The following is a 26,212-nucleotide window of genomic DNA, read 5'->3' on the forward strand; positions in this document are numbered from 1 at the left end:
ATGAATGTTCAAGTTGTTCGTAAAGTTTTTTGTATGGGGCAGCCTAGGATTCGCCATTACGGCCTATGGGCAAGAGACACGTTCGTATATTCTTAGTGTGGACTTCGGTTCCACAGACCGCCTCCAAGACTTTTGGCTGCCGTGGGGTGGCTCAGGAACACAAGCACAAATCACTCGAAATCTGCCCAATGTATTCGATCAGGATGGAATTAATATCAAAATTGCTACTCCTTGTATTTCACCACGGGATATCGATCTCTATACTAACTGTGGCTTGGGTTTTATTGAGAACCCTAACGTCGCAGGCACACCCCTCAATATGCTCGTGAGCAACGGCCTTCGAGTTCTTGATAGTTCAGTGAACTTTGAATTTTCAGGGCTGCCCGAAGGTGTTTACGATATCAAATTCTTCTTTCACGATTCCTCTCGCAACTCTGACAATCGCGACATCAGTGTAACGTTGATCGATGGTCGAGCACCTGGAGGCAAACTGCTTTCCAGTTCGGTTAACTACTCAACTTCAACAAATCCCATTGCTCTTTCGACTTTTAGAATTCCTGTTGAGGCCAGGGTTGGACGAACTGTCAGAATTACGTTAAGTTCGAGTAACTCAGATTTCTTATTAAATGGTTTCGAGTTCACTCAATATCGCCTTGTGGAGCAACTGCCAAGTGGCATTGAAGTCATTGGCAAAACTCGAAACACCGAAGCTTTGATCTCGGGATTTCGAAGTTCTGATGAATCTATACTCGCTTGCGCGATCCAAAGAAACGGCGACTATTACTTCGGCAGTTGGTATGAAGGCAGCGATGAATGCCAGGCTATCATTGATCAGCAGCTGGACTTTGATACAAGCTACAAGTTTGTGAAGTTCGATCCCTTCTTTTACTGGCAGCCAGTCAGCACCCCTCAAGTTCCCAACAATGCTTTATCGTTTACAGAAACAGCAGATGGAGATACATACTATCCTTGTGCAGCACAAGAATCAGGAAATCGGTTCTTTGCGGGAGTCTACGTGCCAAGCCAGATCAATTTCTGCCAAGCTGAGGTGGAAGGCTCGATCCGCTATTACAGCCAATTTTACATTTATAGCGAGAAGTAAGAAAGAAATGACCATCAAGTTCGTTTTTCAAGAGGCTAATATGATTGAAGAAATTACTACTTTTTGGTCAAGCTAATTTCAACCCATGCCCCACCGCTATAGTAAAGCAGGAAACTTACTACGGTTAGGGACATATGAATATTTTGGCAATCCTCGCGAGGACTGCACTTTGGGGAGCTTTAGGCCTTTGCGCCTGTCATCGAGGAAGCAAGCTCTCCGAATCGATGCAAGACAACAACCTTCAACTTCACGCTCTTAGCCAGGCTAGCCTGCGCTACTGGATATCTGAACGAGTCACTTACGACTTCTCTAAGACGCCCCAGGAAGCGACTATCACAGCACAATTAAGAGACTTAGAATCTGGCAAGAACTACTTGAAGCCTCAGGTTGAATGGCAGTGGTCGAGTCGCTATCCTAGCTCTCTTGTAACCGTTCAGGAAAAAAGTCGAAGGCCAGGGTCGATCACCCTCACGCTTTCTGGCCCCAAATATGAGCTGGTAGCTTACATCAATCAATCAACTTTAGTCGCACTGTTTGCCGATCAGGATTACAAATCGATCTCGGTCCAAGCGCAACCTAAGCTAGGCTATACAGAAAAAGGCCTTCTACTGTGGCTCGATGCTCAGGATCACTCAACATTGTTTGCTGATACTAGCTGCAAGGTTCCGACTAGTATCAGTAGGAACAAGGTCCATTGTTGGCAAGACAAGAAGAATAAATTCAGCGCACTGCAAGCAGATGGAAAATCAGCGCCAAGCTTAGTGCAAGAAGGTATTCATCGCTTTCAATCTATCGCCTTTGATGGTGTCGATGACTTCTTAAAAGGCAAAATTTCTGGCTTTCAACTTCACCATACTCCCCACACGATTGCAATGGTTATCATGGAAGACCATCAAGACCAGCTCGCCCAACACATCCTGCGAGTTGGGAGGGATTCTGTTTCGACAACAAACAAAGAGCTACGCTTTACCTCCCTGCAGAATGGAGAAGGGAGCGAATTTATCTATAGCTTCTCCAGAAATGATATAAAGTACCGAGGCCTACCAACGAAGAAGCCCCAGATCATTCTAGCGCACTACAACGGCGGAGAAGCATCACCACGTAACAAGACGCTGATCATTAACGGACATCAACAAACCCATATTGATCAAGTTGGTAGGGATAACGGCGGCAACCTTAGGTTGGATCCCGACAACATATTCTCACTTGGCTCCTTTGCGTTCGAAGACAAATTTCTTAACTCATGGAAAGGAAAGATGGGAGAGATTATGATATTCAATCGTAAGCTCACCAAAGTGGAACTAGATATGCTCCAAGAGTACTTTAGGGCCAAGTGGAATTTCTAGCTGAGCAAGGCTAGAATGGGGAGATCATCAATCTTCCAACTTGGATGTAGCCGATGTCCCGATTCGCCAAGATCTTTCTGGTCATTATATCTTCCATAACCCTACTAGACATAGCATACCTTGCCAGCATTTGGCCCGCTTGGGAGGATCTAGCCCAAGGACCAATACCCGAATCGACTTTTATCAAGCAGTATCGAGACCATCGCCGCGAAAATCCTGACTTACCACCTTTACGGTGGACTCCAAGCCAAGAAAGCTTATCTAAGGAATTGACTATGCCATTTATCATAGCTGAAGACAGTCGCTTCTATAACCATCTCGGAGTCGATATTGAAGCGCTTGCGGATGCCGTGGAGTACAATCTGAAGCGCAAAAAGCTGGCCTTGGGCGCCAGCACCATTTCCCAGCAAACTGTAAAAAACTTGTTCCTTAGCTCTTCAAGAAGCCTACTTCGCAAGTGGCATGAGCTGATTCTAACAGCCGCTATGGAAACCCACCTTAGTAAGAAACGGATTCTTCAAATCTATCTCAATATCGCTGAGTTCGGTCACGGGATTTTTGGAATCCATGCCGCCTCACTATACTACTTCTATAAATCGCCATCAGCCTTAACTACAGAGGAGCTGGTATCTTTGGCGGCAAGCCTACCATCTCCAAAAAAACACAACCCCCAAACTCAGACGGAAGCCTTTGAAAAACGCAAGACTAGAATTTTATCAGTCATCAAAAAGTACCATCAAAATCTATTAAGTCCACCCGCTATAGAGGATGGTTTCGACTTGGAACTCATGGACCCTATTGAAGCTGACCTGGACGAGCCGGAGTCTGAAGCAACAGACCATGAAACAGATCTAAGCAATGAAAATGTCGCCAAAGATTTGCCAAATTAGGCCCAGTATTGAACTCGTTTTTGTGCCTAAAACTTTCAAACTTATGCCCGATAAGAAAGAACGAGGACCAACAATACGAGTATAGAAATGCACCAGAAAAAAGTATGCAACAGTCACGAAGCGGGCTTCACACTGCTGCAAGTAATTGTCATGGTGTCGCTCTTAGCTGTCGTTGCCACAATGGTATTTCGAGCTTCAGTTCAGAGCAATCAGGCGAAAAAAATCATCCGTGCTGGCCAAAATTATGAAGATATCAACCAGCTGTTTATCAACGAACTTGCTGCTGTGCTGAAGAACCCAGCCGGGACACAGTGCTTCGCACCCAACGACTTTTCTAAACCACTTAGTGCGGGATTATCTGCAAGTGAGATGAAGCACACAAAGAACATCGAAGCTGGGGTGTCAAAAGATGTCAAGGCCGCCATGAGTCGCTCCAGTAGCATTGGCAAGGCTCTCGATCGCTGTAAGGATCGGGTGCGAACCATCACGAACGGCAGCTCTGCTACAGACAACAAGCTTCACTTTTGCTTGAAGTTTGATCAGGTTGCAACTGCACCGCGCAACTCCTTCCTCAATTCGGAGCATGCTTTTGCTGAGGTTGCCATTCATCTGAAAGACTTTCACAGCGACAGCGACCTATCGTGTGCCGACTATAAAACTAGTACCGCCGCAGGGGCACAGATATTTTATTCTCTTTTTTGGACGACGGAAGTCGGTGGTAAGCTACGATACAAACGAAAAAATGGTGTATTTCACACAGGAAAGTAGTTATGACTCGAAATAAGTCTTCACACAACGACGGTCTCTCCCTTGTCGAAATGCTTGTAGCTCTTGGTATCATGGGAATCCTCGCGGTTGGGGTAGCGCGTTTTTCGAGTAATTTCGAAAAGTCGAAGGCTCGATCGACTGCGAAAACTCACACCAAAAATATCAACAAGCGACTTTTAAAATTTGTCGAACGAGATATGAAGTTTCAAACTGCATTTAGCGTTCAAGACAACGGCTTAACTTTAGAAATCACACGTCGTAAAACTTTTGACCAAGCCGATACCGATGCCACCTACGTGGTTCGTTATGTAACACGGTGCCAACAGATACCCAATGATATTAGATCCATACTCCGCGACCGTGTGTATGCCGTCAGTCGATTAAAGCAAGCAATCTATTCTTCTGCTCATACCTGTTTCGATCGACTCAAGGATATTTGTAACGATAGCACCTATCCGCAGGTATTTATCGAATTCGACGATACTGATGACCGGATTCCAGTTTACAGACCCAACCTATTTCCTGACTTCGCTACCCAAACTGCCAAACGAGAATTACGCAAGGGAACTGCTGGAACTGCCATGTGCTCGGGAGAGTCAGGGGGAAAAATTCAAGTGATGGTAAACTCAGCCTACCTTCTAAGTGCGGGAGATAGTTCGGAGAGCGTCAGCGTGCTATCTGACCAAATCTTGCTGACCACTGACAATATCGCTGGGGTTACGCTTCTACCTAATGAATGAAAACTCCGGACGACCTATTCAAATTCGCTCCAGTCTTGAGCTTCGTAGCTTTTCTTTGCTTGCTCATTCTGTACAACAGGGCGCCACTTGTTCAAGTCACGAATTACCTGGTATACGGCTTTTGAAGAGGGGTCGTAAAAAATATCAACGGTATGACTGATCTCGTTGTCCTGCAACTCCACACTCCCCTTATATTGCAGACGCTCTATGTCAGACAACTTCATGAGACCTCCAAACATTTTTCGGACCTTAGCCCATATTCTAGCAAATCCTTCCATCATGCAGCAACTCTTCACTGTCGCATTTCCTACCTGAAGAACTTGAAACAGCAGCTTGAATTTAGTTTTAGTCAAATAAGACCCTCGCTAGTAGTTTCCCTCAGATTTCTATTTCCCAAGATGTGCTAAAATGAATATGATCGGGAGACTATCATGAGAGCCATGTTGCGAGTTGCCATAGCTTTAACTCTTTTTTGTATTCTTGCCAATTCGGCTATCGGCCAGAACTTGGACAAGCGATCGACACTTATCATCGAGCAACAATACTACAAGTTTCGAGTCACCTTACTCATGGCTCGAAGCCACTATCAAAGTCCGACTTCCGAAAAACTTGCTCGTGACACCGACCAGCAAGCCCTATCAACAATATTTCTGAATACTTTGGAGAAGAATCAAATATACCTCGGTGGGCGACCCTGTGAGTGGGGAAATCCTTCAGGTCATCTGACAGCTAATGCCATCTACCTTCAAGCCATCGCGTTCTGTATGGATCAAACACCTTCGAGCCAGATTAGCTGGAAAATAGGTTTCCTTAAAAACCTTCCGGAAGATCATCCCGTGATTGTAAACCTCCTAGTGGGAGAGCAAATCCAGCAGATGGTTCTAAATTCTCGCGATATCTTACTCCGCTTTCACCCAGTTCCCGTGAACGAAGCATTTGTCAAAGGAATCTCGTTTATTGGCGTAAACCCCAAAGCATGGTTTGATTCATATGGCGATATAGCTCTGCCCCTGGGATTCTGGCTACTGTTCTTTAGCCTTTTTCTCGGTATTGCAGAACCAAACATGATCCGTGCGAGAAAGGTTATTTTTTACTATATCAGTTTTCTCTCCCTATCCCTGGCAACCAGCTTTCTTTGGGAATGGTCTTTACCTCAAGCCTGGGCCACTGGGGTTATTCTTGTTTCGATGGCTCAATACTATGCTACCCATTGGCTAATTCCCATCTTCTCTATGAGAATTTTATTGGTCTCTTGCGTGGGCACAATTCACGGTATTGCCGGTCTCAGCCTATTGCCATCTATCTCTGAGTACTTTGGTACCATATCGCTTTTTGCGGCCTTTCAAATCGGTGCCATAGCAGGACTGTGGCTGGGGTTGGTCATGCTTATTCCTTGTGTTCGCTGGATCAATCACGCCTTACCGTACCGAGAAACCATTCATCGCATCCTAAAGATTATCGTTTTCCTAGTGAGTGCTCTCGCTTTGATTCTGTAAGCCACAAGAGTAGCTCACAGAAATTTCAAGGGCGCTGTCAAGGATTTTAGAAACGCTTCCAAATCCTGCATTTCCTGCTGCTCCAGCTCAACGGTCTCCAGGCTTTCTGAAAGGTGGCCGATGTTGTTTAGCTTACTTGGATTGTTGTAGTGCTCGATGACCTCTCGGAGGGTTGCAAAGGAGCCATCGTGACCGTAAGGACCAGTGCGACTCACATTCCGTAAGGTGGGAGTTTTGAAAGCTCCGATAAGCTCCACAGCATCCCACACCAAATAAGGCTTCTCCTGACAAGAGTCTCCCTCTTTCAGCCAAGCATGGTTTTGATAGATGGGATTCTCGCAAGCAAAGCCGTCATTCTTTAACAAAGCCAAGCCTTCTGCACGGCCTAAATCCATTGAGTCATTTGGAAATCCAGCGTTGTGAAACTGCTGATCTGAAAACGCGGGCCCATGATGACAGTTGATACAACGGCCAGGCCCCAGAAAAACCTGAAGTCCGCGAAACTCTGAGAGACCAAAATTCTTATCAAAGGCCTGCTCTAGAGGTGTTTGGGAAGTTTGCCAACGTTTCATGAACCGATCGAAGGGAGCATCATTCGCAACAACTGTTCGCTCGAATTGGGCGATAGCAATACCAGCTCTCGCAAAGACAGTGTGAATAGCATTTCGATCCGCCTCAGAAAGACTATCGAAATTCTTGATCCAAGTAGGTTTTTGACTCCCTTGAAAAATTAGCTTTTTAGAAGCCAGCCATCGTTTACTAGCCCATTTTTTTCCACGCTGCGCTGTAGCTTTCACCGCAAGTTGCTTAGCGAGGTAAGTCTGAACTTTGGGGAAAAGAGTCACACTAAAGGTGCGAGGCATCCCATGCTCAACCTTCGCGCGGATGCTCGGAAACTTTCCCCAGATAGCCTCGTAGGCTTTTTTATAAAATGTCTCGACCACGCGATACACTTGAATTCGGTTGCTACCGTGCTCCGCCGCATCTTCGATGGGTTTAAGTGCTTGCGAAGCTAAGTTGTCAACCCGTCCATCCCAAAAGTTCCAAGATAGTGCGAAGCTATTGATCACTGTGGGCGTATTACGTTTGCCAACTCCGATAGCTCGACCTGTTTTTTGCTTGTCAGTGAAGTAATGGATCGGATTGTGGCATGAACTGCAAGCGACGTCCCCTGTTGCCGAAATTCTAGGGTCAAAGAACAACTCTTTACCAAAGCGGGCTTGCTGAAACTCCCGCGGCGTTAGCTGAGGTGCGATAAGGGGTGATAAACTCTGAGCCTTTTTCCATATTACCTCCCGGCTGGGCTTATCGTTCGCAGCCTGGGAAATACCAGCGTTCAATAGTAAGTAGAGCAAGACCCGGTGCATCATCATTCTCACACTTGTTGATTGCCTGAGATCTATCGGAATAAATTGGATTTTTTTAAGCATAAAACGGTGGAATACCAGGTGAATCTGCTGAATTCCTTTACAAAATCAATTCTTGTGGTATGAAGATGGCCTGGTTTCTGTAATCGCAGGGTGCAACGATAAGGTATAGCGCGAGCGTTTTTTGCTAGGCACCCCCTTAGAGCTTCAGGAGTTTACTTAAAATGGCTGAAATGATTAAGATAATCTCTGCTGGTGGAACGATTGACAAAATTTACTTCGACGCCAACAGTGAGTTTCAGGTGGGGGACCCTCAAATCCACCACATTCTTGCAGAAGCGAATGTAGCTCTTGATTACGAATTGGAGTCGGTTCTGAGGAAGGATAGCCTTGACTTAACCGATGATGACAGGCAATTGATTTTCAATAAGGTCCAGGTCAGCCCTCAGAAACGAATTATCGTGACTCATGGCACCGATACCATGGCAACGACAGCGAGGGTTTTAGAAGGAATCACAGATAAAGTGATTGTATTCACGGGATCGATGGAACCAGCGAAGCTTAAGTCATCAGATGCAATTTTTAATGTGGGTTGCGCAATCACCGCTGTTCAACTTTTGCCTCCTGGGGTTTACATTGCGATGAACGGCCAAGTCCTTCATGCAGCACAGGCAAACAAGAACCTAAAAGCCAAACGCTTTGAATCCTCTGACGGTGAAGGCCCCATACTCAGCAAAGTTTAGGACGTTGACAACTCTAAACATCAATAGCACATGCAAACAGCGCAAATCAGACGGCCTAAATTTCAACGCCGTCAACGTGATCCAAAGCAATGTTGCCCCCATCGTCATAAACACGAGCTTCAATGGTCGCATCTAGAAATCGAGCGGCATGGGTTCGATCCCGGATAGCGATTCGTTTCCGCAAGCGCCATTTAATCGAGAACGGCAGATCCGATAAAACGATCTCTCTCACCCGGGCCTGGGCTCGATACTGAAAGCGATACCTCAGCACTAAGTTGCCTTCGATTGCCTTTCGACTTTTGTTTTGGATATCGACCAGTAGCACATAGCCGTTTTGAGATTCTTTGATACTAACCAAGTCTAGCTTAATTTTTGACGAGGGTATGATCTTCATCACATGGGCTAGCGACTCCATACCTTCCTTAGCCAACTCCCCCGTCTGCGGGGTGCTTTGGGACACATTCTCAGAAACCGCCTTCGGATTTGCAACGATCGTTGTCGGTCTATAGTCCTTTGTACGCACCTTCGGCCGATCTAAAAACTCATAGGCTGCTCCAGCCCCCATAAGAAAGCTTCCGAATGCTGTTAGGCTCAACACACTGAGAATACCGATGTAAGACGTCTTAGAAACGGATTCCTTAGGTCCAAATATTCGAAACAGTCGAAGATTCAGTAGTGATGACATCATTAGACTCCCCTCGATGAAGTTGCCAACTTATTGTCGGTTTCTCGCAGGAGAATCTAAGATAGATAGGGAAAGTTTTTTTTGTGCTATCATCTATGGCTTCTGAGAGCCGAACAAACATGGTGATTTTGCTAAGATCTCCATAGAACTTTTCGCAGAGTCGATAGTCTTGATGAAATCATAAACAAAACCAGAATGATCCTCCCATGCGTCATCTAAATTCGGTGAGATTTTGGATCATCATTCCCAGCAGATCAGGCGCTCTTGGGATAAAGTTCTAGCTACAGCTTTCGTTAACTGCTACATCAACTTTGAGGTCAACGATCTCCCAAGTTTTAGCCACTTTATCGGGGCCAGTATGCAAGTCCTTGCAAGCATCAGCGATAGCCTTGAAACTTGACATCATTCCAAATTGAGCAAAGGTCATCTGGCCTTTCAACTCGTACTTAGAGGGAGAAGATTGTTTTACGGTAAAAGGTAATGCCACCTTCTTGCCGTTCAAGTCCAGCTCTATGGTTGCCATCTTACCGTCAAACTTTTTAACCCGACCGTGAACCCAGCCAGAATTTTTTATGGGACCGAAGATAAACATGGCAAGTTTCTTATCTCGTGCCGGAAGGTTGGAGTTGATCGAAGCAGACGCTATTTTTACTTTTAAAGAGTTCATGAGGCTCTTAACACTCTTGGCTTTTTTACCCTGCTCTAAATAAACCTCGTCAAAAGAACCACTGACAGGGGCTTTTGAAGTGAACTTAAAGCCAGTCCAGGTCACCTTAAAGTCTTTCTGGGGAGCTTGGTAGTAGCAGGTCTTGCCATAGCTTACGGGAGCAAGAAACAGAGCGATAGTTGCAAATAGAAATCCTAATTTCACGGCCTTCATATAAGTCCTCCACATCAGACTTGTGATGATTGATACATATAAAACGCCTCCATTTTGGATCTAAGATCAGTGTCTTGCAAGTCATTTCACTGGAACTGCCCTGACCGCGACAATCCCTTGAATTGCTCTGGACGAGATGATCGCCTTCTGCCATAGTGAGCCTTGGTCTATCATCGTGACTCAGGAGACATCCGTGAAACTTGCGGTTTTTTTAGCCCTTCTCTCACTGGCAACAGCCGGATTTGGAAAGTCATTCCACAAGGACACCACCATCGTCTTGAAGGACAAGCAAACGATCGAAGTATATGGCAAACCAAGCCTGCAGAAGAAGAAGGTCACCAGCGTCAAGCTAGTCCCGAAATCGAAAGGGATCAAGATACTAAGCTTTGATGCAGAGATGCCCGATCATGATCACGGCATGGTGGTGAAGCCCACGAAACCAAGCCCTAGCAAAGATGGCAAGGGTGTGATCATAAATGGAGTCAAGCTCCATATGCCTGGCGATTGGGTCTTAAAGGTAACCATCGAACAAAATGGAAAGACCGAGGAACTACGCCACCCCTATCTAGTAAAGCCCTAGTCTCAAAATTGGCTTATCAAAAGCGCTAGCAAGCCAGCCCCGCTCGGAAACTTGTGTAGCAAAAGCGAAGCCTGCGTCTTGGGCATCTTGGTGAACTGTCGCGGCATTCGCCTCATTAAACCCAGCAAGGATAACACGCCCGCCCGGCTTTAACCTGCGGAAAAAGTCGTCCAACATATTATTAATCACCGGTGGCAGAATATTGGATACGATCAGATCAAACTGCTGCTGACCTTCTGGCAGAGAGCCTAGGATAAGGCTAAAACTTGCATGATTCAAACTACGGTTCCCCTGAGCTGAAGCAATGGCTGTCTCTTCGATATCCGTAGCGACGACCTGCGTATACCCCAGCTTTTCAGCAGCGATAGCCAGAATCCCTGTACCCGTTCCCACATCTAAACAAGCACTGGGACTTGATGGCCTTTCTGTTTCCATGAGTCTCAGGATAGCTTTAGTCGTGGCATGCTGCCCCGAACCAAAGGCTCCTTGGGACCGAATTTTTAATATATGTTTCGCAGTCGCTGTAGGAGGAGCATCATCTACCATGACAACGAAATGATCTGTTTCGAAATTTTCTTCTTTCTCTTCCCAGGCGGTTTGCCAGATCTTGCTATCAAAATCACGGCGCTCTAAGCGCAGCGCGAGTTCGCCATCAGCTAGACACCGCTCACACTCCTGCCTGCCCTCAAGAGACTCAAAATATAGGGTAAGAGGTAGTGAGCCTTCGCGTTCCAGCATGGTATCGATCACCGCCTCTGACCCTTGGTCGCTGAGATCTAAGGCGTCGAATGAAGCATCCACATAGTCATCATAACCTGCAGCATCCAACATCAACTTTAGGGCAGGCTTGTCTTCACAGTAAATATTTAGTTCGTATGTTCTGGACATCAGATTTTTCTTCCTAGTAGCAGACTTAAACGGGCGATCAAATTTATAAGTGGCACATAGTCGTTTAAAATAGCCAAGAAAATATGCTCACTGTAAACACCTTTCGTCGTAGCCTTGTTGAATCAATGTCGTAAATTTTCTATAAGTATAGTCGTCAATCGATCAACTAAGCAGGTAGTTCTTATGAACCGAACGAAATGTCTCTATTTTCTTGTAATTTTACCTATTTTCTTGCTGTTCAGCGCTTGTGAAACAAAGAAAAGCTATCGAGTCACACTCCACTTTCATAACCACTTTCCAGCCGACCAGTGGCAAGTTTCTAGCATCAATGGCAGCGTCGAATCAACAGGATCTGATGATTTCGGCTACATTTTCAAGCTCAAAGCCAGTAATAAGAAGGACCTCACTATAGAAGTAAGGAATCAAAATGGCAAAACTTTACAGTACATTCTCCCAAGCAATCAGCGGGAATTCTGGACCTACGAGGCTTCCAATACCGTTTTCGAACTAGCTCCACCTGTCATTCCTAGCAAGAACCAAATGGTTGTTTTCTATAACGACCCAGATGGAGATTACACAGATTGGGGACTCCACCTGTGGGATCAGAACACCGGCACGAACTGGACAAATTGGCAGGAGCCATTTACTCAAAACTCTACTGCTCCTGAACTCGGCCTCCAGTTTACTCTCGACCTACCTCCAAATGACGGCTACTCAGCCGCTCCACCAGCCTATGAAGCATTTCCAACAAAAATGGGGCTTGTGGTCCATCGCGGTGCGGAGAAGTCTACAGAAAACGATCTCGTCGTGTATCCCCAGCTTCAAGGTCGTTTATACTTTATTAAAAAGGGTCAGCCAGTTGTTGCCTGTAGCCCTGACTTTCAGCCTTGCCCCAATCCGCCAACCATTACAGATGCCGCTGCTCATTGGACAGATAGGGAAACCATCCGATGGAATCTACCCGTGAACGTCGGTAGTAGCTTCGAACTACGCTATAGCCCAAGTAGTAATATCACAGTTGATTTTTCATCCTTGGAAGTTAAAGGCGGCGAAGCGATTGCTCTTGAACCGATGTCTCTCAGTGCAGATTCAAAGTTTCCCCACCTTAATGACTTTCGAACCTTCAAGCTTAGCGCTATCACCGATGAGTCTCTCAAGCAGATCGTAAAGTCTCAGCTTGTCGCTGTCGCTCTCGATAGTAAGCAACGAGTTCTTTCTGCAACCCAAGTTCAGATGCCAGGACTTCTTGATCAAGAATTCAGCAGCCAGAAAACTCTTGGCCTTAGTATCGACAAAGGATCACCTGTTCTAAGGCTTTGGGCTCCCACCGCACAAACAGTAGAGTTGATGCTTTACAACCAAGACAAATCACTACTGGGCACCCAAGTTATGACAGAAGCTGCTGATGGAGTCTGGAGCGCGACTGGCAATACTCAATGGTTAGTAGATCGGCCTTTCTACCGCTATCGTATCCAAACCTATCATTACTTCTCAGATCAGATTGAAACCTACGAAGTTATCGATCCCTATTCTCTTAGCTTGAGCACTAATTCTAAATACTCCCAAATCGTCGACTTGAATGCTGCAGACCTTAAGCCACAAGGTTGGGACAAGATCAAGAAACCAGGCATTCACCCCTCCGATATCAGCGTGTACGAGGTTCATATCCGCGATTTTTCCATTGCTGATTTATCGGTAGCACCTGAGCAGCGCGGGCTCTACACCGCCTTCGACGCGACAGCCCCACTAAGCGATGGTATGTCTCATCTGAAAGGCCTTGCGGATGCTGGGCTGAGCCACGTTCAAGTTCTCCCAGCTGCTGACTTTGCGACAGTCAACGAGAAACGGTCGGAGCAGGTAAACCTCGACGATCCCATTGACAAAGTTTGTGGGCCAGAGAATCCCCCAAAGCTTTGCGTCGATAATGCAGGAAAAACCTTTCGCGAGGTTTTCGCAGCAGCTAGCAAATCTAATGGCGATATCCAAGAGCTAAATGCCCTACTTCGGAACCGAGATGGCTTCAATTGGGGTTACGACCCGATGGTTTTTGGGGCCCCTGAAGGTAGCTATTCTAGTGATCCCGACGGTCCGCAGCGTATTCTTGAGTTTCGCCGAATGGTGAAAGGGCTTTGGGACCTCGGCCTTCGCTTCTCTCTAGACGTGGTCTACAATCACACCAATGCTTCTAAGTTGTTTGAAAACAGTGTCCTGGATAAAACGGTACCGGGCTACTATCACCGCCGTGATCCGATCAGTGGCAAGGTTGCCAATTCCAGCTGCTGCGAAAATACAGCTACAGAACACATCATGATGGAAAAGCTCATGATCGATACCCTAGAGCAATGGGCCGATCAGTATAAAGTCGATGCCTTTCGCTTCGATCTCATGGGTCATCACATGAAATCCAACCTTGTAAAAGCCCGAGAGATCCTTGGCGACCAAGTTTACCTCTATGGCGAAGGCTGGAACTTCGGCGAAGTCGCCAACAACCAAAGAGGTACCAATGCAACCCAGCTAAATATGTTCGAAACTGGAATCGGGTCGTTTAACGACCGCATGCGCGACGCCATTCGCGGCGGTGGAGCCTTTGATTGCGGCTATCTGCTTGTCCAGCAAGGTCTTGGCAACGGCTTGTTAGTGGACACCAATGAGTGGGGTGGACTGCAAGAGTCTACTGGTCTTGGCACAGACTGCTCCATTGCCGATCACTGGCAAGGAGCTCCGCAAGAGCAGCAAGTCATCGGCTATCAGGACTTGGCTGATCGGCTTCGCGTCGGACTTGCTGGTAGCATACGATCATTCCCCATTGTCGACCGTTATGGCCAAGAGAAGCGTGCCGACGAAGTTTCATATTTTGGAGTTCCGACTGCCTATACAGCAGACCCGTTTGAAACTATCAACTATATTTCCAAGCACGATAATCAGACTTTATGGGACATCAATCAATTGAAACTGCCTCTGGGTGCAAGCTCTGAAGAACGGGTTGCTGCTCAAAAAATCGGCTTCTCCTTCAATCTCCTCGCTCAGGGCATTCCCTTCTTCCAGTTGGGCTCAGATCTGCTTCGCTCAAAGTCCTTAAATCGTGACAGCTTTGACTCCGGAGACTGGTTCAACAAAGTGGATTACACTGGTGCTACGACGGTGTGGAATAAAGGCCTGCCTCGCGCCGATAAAGATGGCCAAAACTGGGAGTTGTTCCGCAAAGTGTTAGACGATGTTCCAGAAGGCCCGAGCCAAGAGCAAGTCCTAGAAATGGCAGCTTATGTTAGAAAACTTTTAGCACTACGCTACGAAAGCCCACTTTTCCGGCTTCGAACTGGTGAGGATGTCAATCAGCGCGTTCGCTTCAGCAACACAGGACCGCAGCAAACCCCGGGCTTAATTGCCATGTCTATTCTCGACTCCTGTGCATTGGCAGACCTGGATAGCAATGTTGAGGAATTTCTCATCTTGTTTAACGTAGGCTCCGAGGGGCAGGACGTCGCCATGCCAAGTGGAGGTTTTAGCCTTCACAGCTTCAATCCTGATCTCAGCTTCACTAATCAACGTGTAACGGTTCCCGGGCGTAGTATAGCCGTCATGGTGAAGAAGCAACAGTCAGATTGTCGGTAGTCGACGCCTTCAATTTAGTTTAAAGTGATCATTTATACAATCGAGACCGTCAGATTTGAGGGGAGAAATAAAGTTTCTCCCTGCTGACGTTCTTGCAAATTTGAGACGTAATCGCAAACAAAGTTGAAGTTGGAGTCAGAGTATGAACGCTGGTCTTTTGGCGACTCTCTTGATTGGGGGTCTTGGAATCGGTGGCACAGTGGGCTATCTCGCAGGTAGCAATCAAGGAAAATCAGAAGCAGTGAAAGGGATTCAAGCCTGTGCCGAAGGCGGATCATCCCAACTTTTTATGATTGAAGGCAAGACCTATGGCCGAGACGATTTAGGTTCCGACTTTCAAAGCAAGCTATATAATGTGGAGCGGGAAAGCTTTCACAAAAAAGAAGGTATTTTAAAAGAGCAAGCCTTGAGGATTGCCTTAGCCAAGGACAAAAGCGACCTATCCAAGCTGCCACCGTTAGACGAGCTTCTACCCGAACCAACTGTATCTGATGCCGATATGAAAGCGTTCTTTGAAGAGAATAAGGCACGCCTTCCGCCTAATGCTAACTTCGAGCAGTTTAAAGACCGCATTGCTATGTTCATGAAGCAACAGAAAAAGGGCGAAGGCTTCCAAGAAAAATGGCATGACCTGGAGCACGATGGCAAGATCAAGCTTTTGGTTCGCGCGCCCATCGCACCTGTAGTTTCTATTCCAGTGGAAAAATATCCTAGCATGGGTGAGGCAAGTGCCAAGAATGTATTGGTCGAAATCTCAGACTATCTTTGTCCTCACTGTCAGCAGATCCATAGCTCTGTGAAACAGGCAATGAAAGATCTTGGTAGCGACATTCGGCTGGTGCAGATCAACTTCGCGCTCCGCCCCGACAAGCTCAGCGGCTCTCTTATTGAAGGTGGCTTCTGTGCTGCACAGCAAGGCCAAGAGCAATTCTGGAAATACCACAATGCCGCCTTCGAAGGTAAATGGGGCTCTATGAACGACTCCGCCGACGCGGCTAAGGCGATGGAAGTCGCTAAAACTGCTGGAATTGACACAGGGAAGTTCGAAACCTGCATGGGAACTCCCGCCCCTAAAGAGTTCGTGAAGTCCACCAACGAACTGATCGCATCACTGGGAGTCACCGGAACCCCAACGTTTTTCTTGAACAACCGCCGTATCTCTATGCCTCACGGTGGTGATGTGACAGCAGCTATCAAGGATAGCCTGAAGCAAATGTCTACAAACTAGAGGTTTAAGAATCTAATTTTATTGAAGAGTCCCTACTTAGGGACTCTTTTTTTGCGTCTTCGCAGCCTCCCACTAAGCTCGATGAGCCTCCAAATCGAATCCTATCCTCACCATTTTTTGTTAGGAATCTATGAACTTTCCCATGCTGACTTTATTTCCCTTGGGTATTGTTAGAACCTTACCGCAGAGAAATAAAAAGAGTTAAATATTTTCAATATATTAAGAAAAAGAAAAGCGATTGCTAAGCTTGCAGGGTCGTCGATCGTTACCGATGTGGCTTGGGAAACACGTCGTTATCTGCTCCCGGGCGCTCCCCTCATCGGAAATGACCAAGGAAATCTTGAGCCCCCACCTTTACGCCTAAGTCATAATTATCACAAGAATTTAATAAGCCTCTGTAAGTGGTGACTATCCCCTACATTTATAGTACGTCTAATTTACTTGCAATAAAGAGACGATTAACATACACATCTAGAGGATATGAACAATTAGAGACGTAGTCTATCGCAGCTGGCTACCCCCATTGTAACCTCTAGGTAAGGATTCTACTTATGAAAGCAATTGCAGCAACTGTCATGGCAACGGCTTTGTTGTTGCAGGCTTCCGCCGCACCCCACGCATGGAGTCAATCCAAAGACTCTCAAACTTTTGGAATCCCAGGACAAGCACTGCAGCTCCTACCCGCAAGGGCATCGAATGCCTTGTCTGGCTCTGAGTTTATCCGTTCCATCCGGCATCTGTCGGGTATGGATCGAGAACGAGCAATCGTCGATCAAATAATGGCGGGGAACTTCCCAAGCTTCCTGAGAGATCTGAAACCTGTAACCTACGAACATCGCGATTGGAAGGGACGCACCTGGACCCTTACCACCTACGTAATGCCAGACTACTTGGCAGTCGGCTCTGATCGGGATTACGTTCGAGTTCCTCTGAATCTATATAGCGCGAAGCGTATCACTAACACCTTCGATTTTATGCTTCCCACAAGGAAGATGGTGGATACGATATACCATCAAGCCGAGATCAAATTACGACCACGTCCGATGGCACCTGGCCCTAAAATGACTTCGACCCAGTACTTTACCCAACACAACCACACCATTCAATCCCAGTTAGTTCGCCACCAGGATCAACCGGGAGAGCTAGTAGCTGGACATAAGAAAGATGTGGTTCAAACTCGCAAGCTCTATAGAAAGCCGCGGGCTATCGCCATATTTGGTTGGCATAAGCTAGAAAGCAGCCGCCCCATCCAGCCTCTAAGCACGGTGCACGGCGCTGGCTACGCAGACTATAGCCACGGTATCCGTATGGTAAGCAACTGGGCATTTCTGCAAATGGGAAATCATCGAGAGCTAGTCAACCTAAACCGCATTATCAGCGGTCGCTATAGCTGGCGATTGATCAGCGACGAGGGCCGACTCGCTGCACCTAAAAAGCAATTTACAGCTTCCTTGCAAGGAACAAGCCCTAAAAGCTAAGAAACCACAATGCCGAAGCTCCACTGATGGAGACTTCGGCATCATAGTCCGGTTCAACAGTTTTCTTCACACCACTCTCGGGCGTTACGGAACAACTTCACCCATGGGCCGTCTTCACCCCAGTTTTCAGGATGCCAAGAGTTTTGTACCGTCCGGAATACCCTTTCAGGGTGTGGCATCATGATTAAGACCCGACCATCCTCACTACTTAACCCGGTAATTCCCGCAGGTGAACCATTGGGATTGAAGGGATAGCGTTCTGTTGTTTGGCCGTAATGGTCAACATACGATAGAGCTACATGGGCTTTGGCTTGGTTTAAATGCTGTTCATCTTCAAACTCAGCAAACCCCTCACCGTGAGCAACGGCGATGGGAATTTGAGAGCCAGCCATTCCTTTTAGGAATAGCGACGACGACTCTTCGATTTTTACTAGGCTGAATCGAGCTTCAAAACGATCCGATTGATTTTTGACAAACCGCGGCCAGTGACTTGCACCCGGGATAATTCCCTTAAGATTAGATATCATTTGGCAACCGTTACAGATTCCAAGAGAAAACGTATCTAATCGGTGGAAGAAGCTTTGGAACTGCTCCTTCAAGCCCTGATGATACAGAATGGTTTTAGCCCATCCCTCACCTGCCCCCAGGACATCTCCATAAGAGAATCCACCACAGGCAACCAGTCCTTGAAACGTCCCGAGGGACTGACGCCCACTCAGAAGATCGCTCATATGAACATCGATAGCTTCAAAGCCCGCCCGTTCGAATGCAGCTGCCATCTCTACCTGGCCATTGACACCCTGCTCTCTTAAGATCGCCACCCGCGGGCGCGCACTAGAATAGCTCTGGTAGTCACTAGGGTCGAAACTCACGACACAATTTAAGCCTGGATCCTTAGGATCTAGCTTAGCCTGATACTCTTGCTCAGCACTTTTAGGATTGTCTCTGTGAGATTGCATGGCCCAGCTAGTTTCAGACCATAACTTTCGAAAGACCATCCGGTCATCAGCAAGAACTTCATCTTGACCATTTAGGAATACAATTCGATTGTCGTCGCGAAGCGAGCCGACCAGGTGACTACAAGAACTAAGCCCATAAGCACTGATGACCGCTAAAACACGTTCCCGATCGCTGCGCTTTATCTGAATTAGGGCTCCCAGTTCCTCACTAAATAGAGCCCTCTGAACTCGATCATCTAGCTGAGATAGTTGAATGTCGAGACCTGTTGCCCCAGAAAAAGCCATCTCAAGAGCCGTTACGAACAAGCCACCATCGGAACGATCGTGAAAGGCGTGTACCAGCCCTTGCTTATTGAGATCTTGAATTGCCAAAAACATATTTTTCAAAAGCATGGGGTCATCGATATCTGGCGGGTTTTTGCCTAGCTTGCGATAAACTTGAGCTAGACAAGAGCCTCCAAGCCTATTCTTGCCCTGACCGAGATCAATCAATAGCAAGTCTGAAGGCTCAGAAAAGCGCTTCAATTCAGGGGTCAGAGTTTTTCTGACATCGGTGCAGGGTGCAAAAGCTGATATCACCAGTGACAAAGGAGCGGTTACGGAACGTTCCTCGCCATTTTCTTGCCAGCTAGTTTTCATCGACATCGAATCTTTACCCACAGGTATGGTTAGCCCTAAGGCTGGGCATAGCTCCATGCCGATAGCTTGCACAGCTTCATACAGACCCGCTCCTTCCCCTGGATGATCGGTTGCAGCTTGCCAGTTCGCCGAGAGCTTGATTCGCTCTAGACCATCAATCGAAGCGCCCATAATATTCGTAATCGCTTCACCAACAGCCATCCGTGCCGAGGCACCATGATTCAATAAGGCAATCGGCGCACGCTCACCCATCGCCATCGCCTCACCGGTATAGCCTTTGTAGTCACTGACCGTCACAGCAGCATCAGCTACCGGCACCTGCCAAGGTCCTACCATTTGGTCTCTAGCTACCAAGCCTGTCACTGTTCGATCACCAATGCTGATCAAAAAGGTTTTATCGGCAATGGTCGGCAAGCGCAAAAGGCGCTCAGCGGCTTCTTTAAGATCAACCCGCTCGCTATCGAAGGCGTCGCCACTAGCCTTCAGACGGACCACCTCGCGATTCATCTTCGGCGGCTTGCCGAATAAGACATCCATGGGTAGATCAATAGCTTGGTTTTTAAAGTGCTCGTCACTAAGGGATAGGCTGGCTTGTTCGATCGCTTGCCCAACAATCGCGAATGGGCACCGTTCTCGTTCGCAGATAGATTGGAATGCTGCGAGGTCTTTATCTTCAATGGCTAAAACATAGCGTTCTTGGGACTCGTTGCACCAAATTTCAAGTGGCGACATTCCGGGTTCATCAGAAGGAATGCGCCGAATCTCGAAGCGACCGCCACGCTCTGCATCATGAATAATTTCCGGCAAAGCATTGGACAAACCTCCAGCACCGACGTCGTGGATAAAGGCAATGGGGTTTGTAGAGCCAAGGGACCAGCAGCGATCGATCACTTCCTGACAGCGCCTCTCCATCTCTGGGTTTCCCCTTTGGACCGACGCAAAGTCAAGATCCTCACTCCCCTCTCCAGAAGCCACAGATGATGCGGCACCACCACCAAGACCGATCAGCATTGCTGGTCCACCCAGAACTACAATATGAGTTCCACCAGGGAATGGCTTCTTCTGCACATGCTCGCGACGGATATTACCTAAGCCCCCAGCGATCATAATCGGCTTGTGATAGCCTCGAACTTCTAAACCGTTAGGGCCTTCAACAGCTTCTTCAAAGGTCCGAAAGTAGCCCAGAAGATTAGGGCGACCAAATTCATTGTTGAATGCCGCAGCACCCAAGGGCCCTTCAATCATAATGTCGAAAGCTGAAACGATGCGATTGGGCTTACCAAAATCACCTTCCCAGGGCTGTGGATGATCAGGCAAGTTCAGGTTAGACACCGAAAACCCGGTGAGCCCAGCCTTTGGCTTAGCACCGCGCCCTGTAGCTCCCTCATCTCTTATTTCCCCACCGGACCCAGTTGCTGCTCCAGGAAATGGAGATATCGCTGTGGGGTGATTATGGGTTTCAACTTTCATGAGAATATCTATGGATTCTTCAGAATACCCATAGGCCCCGGTTTCTGCATCCGAAAAGAAGCGCTGCCCTAGCCCACCTTCCATAACAGCTGCGTTATCCTTGTAGGCTGAAAGCACATATTCCGGGGTCACCTGATAGGTATTCTTAATCATCTGGAATAGAGAGCGCTCCTGCGCCTCGCCATCAATCGTCCACTGGGCATTAAAGATCTTATGGCGACAATGTTCTGAGTTAGCTTGCGCAAACATCATCAGCTCGACATCGCTAGGATTGCGCCCCAGCTCTAAGAACCGCTCATAGAGATAGTCTATCTCATCAGGTGCCAATGCCAATCCTAGGCTACGATTGGCTTCCAAGAGTGCTTGTTTTCCTCGTTCTAACATATCGATGGTAGAGAGCGGCTTCGGGTCTTGATGGGTAAAAAGCACCCGAGCATCATCAAGCTGTTCTAAGACATCTTCTACCATGCGATCATGAAGAAGCGACTTGACCTCTTGCCACTGCTCCTGATCGAGATCCGCTTCAATGTAATAAGCGAGGCCGCGCTCGATACGTCGTACCGCAGAAAGTCCGGTATTGTGTGCGATATCGCTAGCTTTTGAAGACCAGGGTGAGATAGTTCCACGACGGGGGACTATCAAAATCAGCTTTCCACGAGGGGTTTCGGATGCTTGGCGAGGACCGTATTTCAGGAGGTTCTCTAAGGTTGCCAAATGATCAGGTGAAAGCTCCTCCGCCACATCAACAAAGTGCACAAATTCACTATATAAGTGAGTCAATGGCAAGTCGCGACGAAGGAAACGATCCTTTAGCTTAGCCTGATCAGCCTGTGATAAGGATGGTGAACCACGTAGTACTAACATAGTGTTTCTCTCTGCTATAGGGGCCTATAAACGTCGGTGAGTATATGCAAATAGCCACTAAAGTAAACAGGATATCAGATATATTTTATATAATTTTTAGATGTAGAATGGGATTCATGGGTTTTGACGACAAGGATTCTTAAGGTGTTTCTCGCACCCACCTGGACTGATTTTACGTGAACCTATTTCGATGGCTCACGAACTGATAGCACTTCTACGGAAAACTGTAAGGTCTGACCCGCTAAGGGGTGATTCATATCGAGTAGAACCTTATCTTCCTTCACTTCCTTGACCGTGACGAGAACTCTCTGGTCGTCAACGTCAGTAAAAACGGGAGTTCCCGGTTCGAGGAGATCGATTTGCGAAAACTGCGTTTTGCTCACATAGCTGGTTAGATCGGGGTCACGCTCACCATAGGCATCTTCTGGCGCTAGCACCAAGTCAAGCTTATCACCGACCTCGTGACCCAAAAGTGCCCTTTCGACACCCTTAACCATCTGGCCATCTCCATGGGTAAAGACCCAGGGATCTTCATGACTTGAAGCATCAATGACCTGACCATCCTCAGACCGAACCTGATAGGCTATTGAAACTATTTTCCCAGCAACAATCATCATAACTCCTCAATACGACCCCACTACTAGCATAGAGGTTCATTGCTGTCCACAAAGGCTGCAATAAATTCTGATTCACGAGTCTAATTCGTTCTGATTGTAAGGTCAGTTCCCAGCAGACATCATCGGAATGTATAGTGTATCGAAACTTTGTATAGCGTTCCAGGGTCTCAATGGTGTCTGTTGGGCCCTTTAAAATCCACGAGCAATCAACCACAGCCCGGCAATCATGATAATCAGGCTGTAACTCATTCGATCTTTGATTGCAAAGACCAAAGGGTCGGAAGGCATTTCACCGCGAAAGGCCTTCAACCATACCCTAGATATCCAATAGAGTATGAACGGCAAAGCTCCCCATAGGACCCTAGGATTTTCATTGATATTATGGACTTCTGGAGTGCTTAGATAGAGCGCCAGGACAAGAACCGATAGGTAGCCACTGGACACCCCAAAGGCCAGTAAGAGGGGCAGATCGCTAACCAAATAACCTCGCCGTGAGTTTTTTCCCATCTTGGCCTTAGCCATCAAAATCAATTCCGAACAACGCTTCACCAATGCCAGGCTTAAAAAGAAGAATATGGCAAAGATCACAAACCATTCTGACAATGGAATCTGGCAGGCGACTGCACCAGCAATGACACGCCATGAATAAAGACTCGCCAAGATTAAAATATCGGCTAGAACCACTTGCTTCAGACGAAGAGAATAGGCCGTCGTAAGCACGAAGTAGCCAATAATTAACGCTAGGAATTCTAGGGAAACCGTGGCTGAAAGAGTGATGCCCAATAGCAAAAGACTCGGAAAAAGAATCGCTCCCCACTGAAGAGGAAGGTCGCCACTTGCAAATGGCCGGTTCCTGTTATCTGGGTGTCTTCGATCCGATTCAAGATCTAACAAATCATTGAGAATGTACACGCAGGAAGATAAAGCTGAAAACGCAAAGAAGGCATGGAGGCAGGTAGCCCAAATCCCAAGTTCAATAAAGCGATAGGACATGAACATCGGTAAAAAAATCAATATATTTTTAGCCCATTGATGAGCCCTTACCTGCTTGACTATTAGTCTTAGCAACCCCCTTGACGGTGAGAACGTCTTCTCGATATTTGCAACCTTGGCGGCACGGCGCTGGGTCTTCCGTGATGGATTTACTAAGAAAGCCTTCTCCGACCGTTGCCATACAGCAATATCTGCGGCGCTATCACCGATATAGTCGAATCCCTTCTCTCCAAACTTATCTGCAAGGAGTTGAGCCTTGGCCTCTCCCTTCAGGTTTCTTGTCTCATCTGATGCCAGTACGCTAGTAAATAAGCCCAGATACTGGGCGACATTTTCCGCAATAAGGTAGGGGCTAGCCGTAGCCAGCACCACGGGTCTGCCAGCCTCTCGTTGCTCTGATATCAAAGCAAGCACATCGGGATTGTAGGGAAGGCTCGCGGGATCCAGATCAGCATGACGAAAAACTTGAAACTTAAAATGGAGTCGTCCCTTCAGGAGCCAACTTGGGAAAAGGAAGAGAAACAGATAGTTTTTTCGCAAGAGCACAAAAATGGCCTCAATGAGACAGTCAGTTTTAACGAGAGTTCCATCGAGGTCGACACAAAGAGGGTGGCGTTCCATCGACTTGATCAACTGGAGCTTCTTCACCCTTAACCCCCACGTGGTGTGAGGTAGAAGTAGTCACGGTTATCGGGATAACCAATAAAACGCGGCACATTGCCTTTAAACCGTTGGTCGAGTACCTTCATACCCTTGACTAGCTGCTCCGGAACATTGCCCTTGGATTTATTCTGTGGATAGAGAGCCAAGTAAGTATGTTCTAGGGCATTCATATCAAGATGCATCCCATAGTCACAGCTGTAGGCTTGAAAGATACGTGCCATGGCAGTGGGTGTTACGCTAGAGAAGTAGCCATAGATCAGAAATTGCTTATCACCCTGTCTTGTAAGACACATACCAGCACGCAGGGTCCTGAATTCCCGGTCTTGTGACCCCGACCAATTACCTAAGGTCCAGTTACTCACATAGTCCCCAGGCACTCCTTTCAAAGCCTCCTCATCAAACTTGATGACTGGGACTCCGTTTTGACGAGCATGTTTGATAGAGCCAAGATTCAAATTATCCGAAGACTCCCAAGTTTTCATATCGATTCGACCATCCTGATAGATGATCATGGTTGCCAGCTGCTCTTGCATCTTGCTAAATATGACTCCATTTTGGATGAAGCCGTAGTGAGTGCCAAAGTTCTCCTTGGACAACTTACCCCACTTAAACGCGCCATGACTGCGTTTGAAGCCACCGGTAAATGTCGCCGCCACAAGCTTTCCGATCTCAGGAGGGATCAAGCCGGTAGGAGCAATAGGCTCAATGGTGTCGAAGCCATCAGGTCCGGGTATGCTAAGATCACGATCGGCCTTCCGAACTCGACCTGACCAGCCGACTCTCGGGTGTTCAGTACCGACTGCGAAGTTCAAATCAAAGCGGGTCATATCAAACGCAATTAGATAGTTGACAGCACTTTTCTCCACTGGTCCGAGGCCCTTGACATAGTGGCCATGACTTTTAAGAATCTCCTCAGAAATCGCTTCGGCTTCAAGAACACTGATAAATACTCCGCTGTGGTTTTTTGCTGGATACCACTCACCGAGTTGAACTGCTTCTTCGGGCTTAACATTCTTGATTGCTATTCCAAGTTCTTCCGCCTGAACAAGCTTGCTTTGATATTCTGGTGCCAGCACGGCAGCCTGTGGAATCCCGTAACCACGTTTAGCACTTGTGGCCGCCTCCGCGGTGTCACTGACCTTGGCATCAATAAGGTAGCGGTCTTTGTATAAGGTGTTCTTGACAAGCTCGGTAATGGCTTCTCCGCCCCAAACGCGATCGCGGAGAAACTCCACAACCCACTCTTTTGTGGTGCGATAGCCCTCGATTTTCTGCCTGAGATAAATCTTTTCATCACACAAAAGGGTATAGGGCTTCTTTTTAAAAGACGCCAACTTAATTTCTGCACCGTTCGAAGCCCAAAGCTCGCAAGAGTGAGTCTCTTGACCTTCAGTGATCACGATTCCATTTGGAAAGCTTGAGTCCAGGCTTAATTTCTGAATCTCAGGAGAGATAGTTTGCAGGTGATACCACTCATGGTCTTTCTGATGGGGCCAAAAAATCCTAACCAAGTACCAGAGATTCACTTTTGGATTGAGGTTGATCAACTGTACTTCACCACGGGCGTTACCCTTGCCCATGATCGTAATCTTCTCACTCTCCTGATACGGCTGGATGTCAATGATCGATAATTTCTTTCTTACCTTTCGCTCACTGGGCGCTGTTAGAACAGGAGCGCCCTGAACTGCTTGCCCCCCTAAATCTTCAAGATTACAGAAAACATCAGCGTTGCTGGGATCACATTCATTTTTTCGAGGCTTGGCTTGGGCCTTGAGTGACATTGTTCCGAAGGCTTGGTAGGTATCTGGATCGAGTCTTTCATTGGTTGGGGCGTCGGCGGGTAGGTCGTTATCTGATTCGTCCCGATTCTGAGACAGCTGGCTACTCTGCTCCAACACTACATCTGTTGAAGATGTTTCGAGCACGTCTGACTCTAGGCTCCTACCCTCTGCGAAACAGGGGAAGTTCCAACTGAAGACGTAAAACGTCAGCATGAACTCTAAGCCTATGTAACGAGACCACATGCATCTTAGCATCGAATAAATCCGCTCATAAAATCTCTAGCTCGAACTTCGACGAACCACCATAAGCCCATCAAATAATTCGAAAAGGAACACCTTATTTCCTCTTCTCCAGGCCTATCGTTGGTATTCCTTCATATCTTTAGACTTACTGCATTGATTAGTTGGAAATAAAGCGATAAC

General features: G+C 47.2%; 20 protein-coding genes. 11 read left to right on the forward strand and 9 right to left on the reverse strand.

The features are described from left to right. Positions 1-4: 4 nt before the first annotated feature. The 5 genes from B9N89_RS08660 to B9N89_RS08680 all read left to right on the forward strand — a co-directional run bounded on the left by B9N89_RS08660 (position 5) and on the right by B9N89_RS08680 (position 4,846). A complete protein-coding gene (locus tag B9N89_RS08660; protein WP_132317339.1) occupies positions 5-1,102 on the forward strand; it encodes a hypothetical protein in 1,098 nt (365 codons plus the stop codon). 134 nt (positions 1,103-1,236) lie between these two features. Beyond that, positions 1,237-2,448, forward strand: a complete 1,212-nt coding sequence (locus B9N89_RS08665) for a hypothetical protein (RefSeq protein ID WP_132317337.1) — start codon at positions 1,237-1,239, stop codon at positions 2,446-2,448. A gap of 53 nt (positions 2,449-2,501) precedes the next feature. Beyond that, positions 2,502-3,338 (forward strand): biosynthetic peptidoglycan transglycosylase, encoded by an 837-nt coding sequence (locus B9N89_RS08670; protein ID WP_132317335.1) that lies wholly within the window; start codon positions 2,502-2,504, stop codon positions 3,336-3,338. Positions 3,339-3,425: 87 nt separating this feature from the next. After that, on the forward strand, positions 3,426-4,106 hold the full coding sequence (locus B9N89_RS08675) for a type II secretion system protein (RefSeq protein ID WP_132317333.1): 681 nt from the start codon (positions 3,426-3,428) through the stop codon (positions 4,104-4,106). 2 nt (positions 4,107-4,108) lie between these two features. Further along, on the forward strand, positions 4,109-4,846 hold the full coding sequence (locus B9N89_RS08680; RefSeq protein WP_132317331.1) for a PulJ/GspJ family protein: 738 nt from the start codon (positions 4,109-4,111) through the stop codon (positions 4,844-4,846). A gap of 14 nt (positions 4,847-4,860) precedes the next feature. On the opposite strand, the gene B9N89_RS08685 is transcribed toward B9N89_RS08680, so the two are convergent. Next, positions 4,861-5,070, reverse strand: a complete 210-nt coding sequence (locus B9N89_RS08685) for a hypothetical protein (RefSeq protein ID WP_132317329.1) — start codon at positions 5,068-5,070, stop codon at positions 4,861-4,863. Between the two features lie 207 nt (positions 5,071-5,277). Here B9N89_RS08685 and B9N89_RS08690 point away from each other — a divergent pair, with 207 nt between their 5' ends. Beyond that, the gene (locus B9N89_RS08690; RefSeq protein WP_132317327.1) at positions 5,278-6,342 is read left to right on the forward strand and encodes a hypothetical protein; all 1,065 of its coding nucleotides are present in this window, start codon (positions 5,278-5,280) and stop codon (positions 6,340-6,342) included. Positions 6,343-6,356: 14 nt separating this feature from the next. Here the strand turns inward: B9N89_RS08690 and B9N89_RS08695 are convergent, their stop codons facing one another. Continuing rightward, the gene (locus B9N89_RS08695; protein ID WP_132317325.1) at positions 6,357-7,772 is read right to left on the reverse strand and encodes a cytochrome-c peroxidase; all 1,416 of its coding nucleotides are present in this window, start codon (positions 7,770-7,772) and stop codon (positions 6,357-6,359) included. 170 nt (positions 7,773-7,942) lie between these two features. On the opposite strand from B9N89_RS08695, the gene B9N89_RS08700 reads away from it, so the two are divergent. Beyond that, positions 7,943-8,452 carry an asparaginase domain-containing protein gene (locus B9N89_RS08700; RefSeq protein WP_132317660.1) on the forward strand — a complete coding sequence of 170 codons (510 nt, stop codon included), beginning with the start codon at positions 7,943-7,945 and terminating at the stop codon, positions 8,450-8,452. Between the two features lie 55 nt (positions 8,453-8,507). Here the strand turns inward: B9N89_RS08700 and B9N89_RS08705 are convergent, their stop codons facing one another. Together B9N89_RS08705 and B9N89_RS08710 are read right to left on the reverse strand one after the other, a co-directional pair. Continuing rightward, positions 8,508-9,140, reverse strand: coding sequence for a hypothetical protein (locus B9N89_RS08705; RefSeq protein ID WP_132317323.1), 633 nt, complete (start codon positions 9,138-9,140; stop codon positions 8,508-8,510). Positions 9,141-9,414: 274 nt separating this feature from the next. Then, positions 9,415-10,017 (reverse strand): YceI family protein, encoded by a 603-nt coding sequence (locus B9N89_RS08710; RefSeq protein ID WP_159455248.1) that lies wholly within the window; start codon positions 10,015-10,017, stop codon positions 9,415-9,417. Between the two features lie 193 nt (positions 10,018-10,210). On the opposite strand from B9N89_RS08710, the gene B9N89_RS08715 reads away from it, so the two are divergent. Then, positions 10,211-10,597: a hypothetical protein gene (locus B9N89_RS08715; protein WP_132317319.1), complete on the forward strand. Its 387-nt coding sequence runs from the start codon at positions 10,211-10,213 to the stop codon at positions 10,595-10,597. On the opposite strand, the gene B9N89_RS08720 is transcribed toward B9N89_RS08715, so the two are convergent. Beyond that, entirely contained in the window at positions 10,583-11,485 is a 903-nt protein-coding gene (locus tag B9N89_RS08720) for a 50S ribosomal protein L11 methyltransferase (protein WP_132317317.1), read from the reverse strand. The genes B9N89_RS08715 and B9N89_RS08720 overlap by 15 nt on opposite strands. Positions 11,486-11,668: 183 nt before the next feature. On the opposite strand from B9N89_RS08720, the gene pulA reads away from it, so the two are divergent. The 3 genes from pulA to B9N89_RS08735 all read left to right on the forward strand — a co-directional run bounded on the left by pulA (position 11,669) and on the right by B9N89_RS08735 (position 17,803). Next, on the forward strand, positions 11,669-15,097 hold the full coding sequence (gene pulA / locus B9N89_RS08725) for a pullulanase-type alpha-1,6-glucosidase (protein WP_132317315.1): 3,429 nt from the start codon (positions 11,669-11,671) through the stop codon (positions 15,095-15,097). A gap of 142 nt (positions 15,098-15,239) precedes the next feature. Next, positions 15,240-16,325: a DsbA family protein gene (locus B9N89_RS08730; protein ID WP_132317313.1), complete on the forward strand. Its 1,086-nt coding sequence runs from the start codon at positions 15,240-15,242 to the stop codon at positions 16,323-16,325. A 551-nt stretch (positions 16,326-16,876) separates the two neighbouring features. Beyond that, entirely contained in the window at positions 16,877-17,803 is a 927-nt protein-coding gene (locus B9N89_RS08735) for a hypothetical protein (RefSeq protein WP_132317311.1), read from the forward strand. Between the two features lie 53 nt (positions 17,804-17,856). On the opposite strand, the gene purL is transcribed toward B9N89_RS08735, so the two are convergent. The 4 genes from purL to B9N89_RS08755 form a co-directional block, all read right to left on the reverse strand. Further along, complete coding sequence (gene purL / locus B9N89_RS08740; RefSeq protein WP_132317309.1) at positions 17,857-21,735, reverse strand: phosphoribosylformylglycinamidine synthase; 3,879 nt, start codon at positions 21,733-21,735, stop codon at positions 17,857-17,859. A gap of 182 nt (positions 21,736-21,917) precedes the next feature. After that, positions 21,918-22,352 (reverse strand): FKBP-type peptidyl-prolyl cis-trans isomerase, encoded by a 435-nt coding sequence (locus B9N89_RS08745; RefSeq protein ID WP_132317307.1) that lies wholly within the window; start codon positions 22,350-22,352, stop codon positions 21,918-21,920. A 189-nt stretch (positions 22,353-22,541) separates the two neighbouring features. Beyond that, entirely contained in the window at positions 22,542-23,993 is a 1,452-nt protein-coding gene (locus B9N89_RS08750; RefSeq protein WP_132317305.1) for a UbiA family prenyltransferase, read from the reverse strand. A 2-nt stretch (positions 23,994-23,995) separates the two neighbouring features. Beyond that, a complete protein-coding gene (locus tag B9N89_RS08755) occupies positions 23,996-25,933 on the reverse strand; it encodes a hypothetical protein (RefSeq protein ID WP_234996082.1) in 1,938 nt (645 codons plus the stop codon). Between the last annotated feature and the right edge of the window lie 279 nt (positions 25,934-26,212).

The organism is Pseudobacteriovorax antillogorgiicola (assembly GCF_900177345.1).
GTDB lineage: Bacteria > Bdellovibrionota_B > Oligoflexia > Oligoflexales > Oligoflexaceae > Pseudobacteriovorax > Pseudobacteriovorax antillogorgiicola.

Coding starts and splice junctions, on each gene's coding strand:
- B9N89_RS08690 (WP_132317327.1), top strand. CDS start 5,278: ATGAGAGCCATGTTGCGAGTTGCCATAGCTTTAACTCTTTTTTGTATT.
- B9N89_RS08665 (WP_132317337.1), top strand. CDS start 1,237: ATGAATATTTTGGCAATCCTCGCGAGGACTGCACTTTGGGGAGCTTTA.
- B9N89_RS08695 (WP_132317325.1), bottom strand. CDS start 7,772: ATGCTTAAAAAAATCCAATTTATTCCGATAGATCTCAGGCAATCAACA.
- pulA (WP_132317315.1), top strand. CDS start 11,669: ATGAACCGAACGAAATGTCTCTATTTTCTTGTAATTTTACCTATTTTC.
- B9N89_RS08680 (WP_132317331.1), top strand. CDS start 4,109: ATGACTCGAAATAAGTCTTCACACAACGACGGTCTCTCCCTTGTCGAA.
- B9N89_RS08675 (WP_132317333.1), top strand. CDS start 3,426: ATGCACCAGAAAAAAGTATGCAACAGTCACGAAGCGGGCTTCACACTG.
- B9N89_RS08720 (WP_132317317.1), bottom strand. CDS start 11,485: ATGTCCAGAACATACGAACTAAATATTTACTGTGAAGACAAGCCTGCC.
- B9N89_RS08735 (WP_132317311.1), top strand. CDS start 16,877: ATGAAAGCAATTGCAGCAACTGTCATGGCAACGGCTTTGTTGTTGCAG.
- B9N89_RS08710 (WP_159455248.1), bottom strand. CDS start 10,017: ATGAAGGCCGTGAAATTAGGATTTCTATTTGCAACTATCGCTCTGTTT.
- B9N89_RS08730 (WP_132317313.1), top strand. CDS start 15,240: ATGAACGCTGGTCTTTTGGCGACTCTCTTGATTGGGGGTCTTGGAATC.
- B9N89_RS08700 (WP_132317660.1), top strand. CDS start 7,943: ATGATTAAGATAATCTCTGCTGGTGGAACGATTGACAAAATTTACTTC.
- B9N89_RS08705 (WP_132317323.1), bottom strand. CDS start 9,140: ATGATGTCATCACTACTGAATCTTCGACTGTTTCGAATATTTGGACCT.
- B9N89_RS08670 (WP_132317335.1), top strand. CDS start 2,502: ATGTCCCGATTCGCCAAGATCTTTCTGGTCATTATATCTTCCATAACC.
- B9N89_RS08685 (WP_132317329.1), bottom strand. CDS start 5,070: ATGAAGTTGTCTGACATAGAGCGTCTGCAATATAAGGGGAGTGTGGAG.
- B9N89_RS08745 (WP_132317307.1), bottom strand. CDS start 22,352: ATGATGATTGTTGCTGGGAAAATAGTTTCAATAGCCTATCAGGTTCGG.
- purL (WP_132317309.1), bottom strand. CDS start 21,735: ATGTTAGTACTACGTGGTTCACCATCCTTATCACAGGCTGATCAGGCT.
- B9N89_RS08660 (WP_132317339.1), top strand. CDS start 5: ATGTTCAAGTTGTTCGTAAAGTTTTTTGTATGGGGCAGCCTAGGATTC.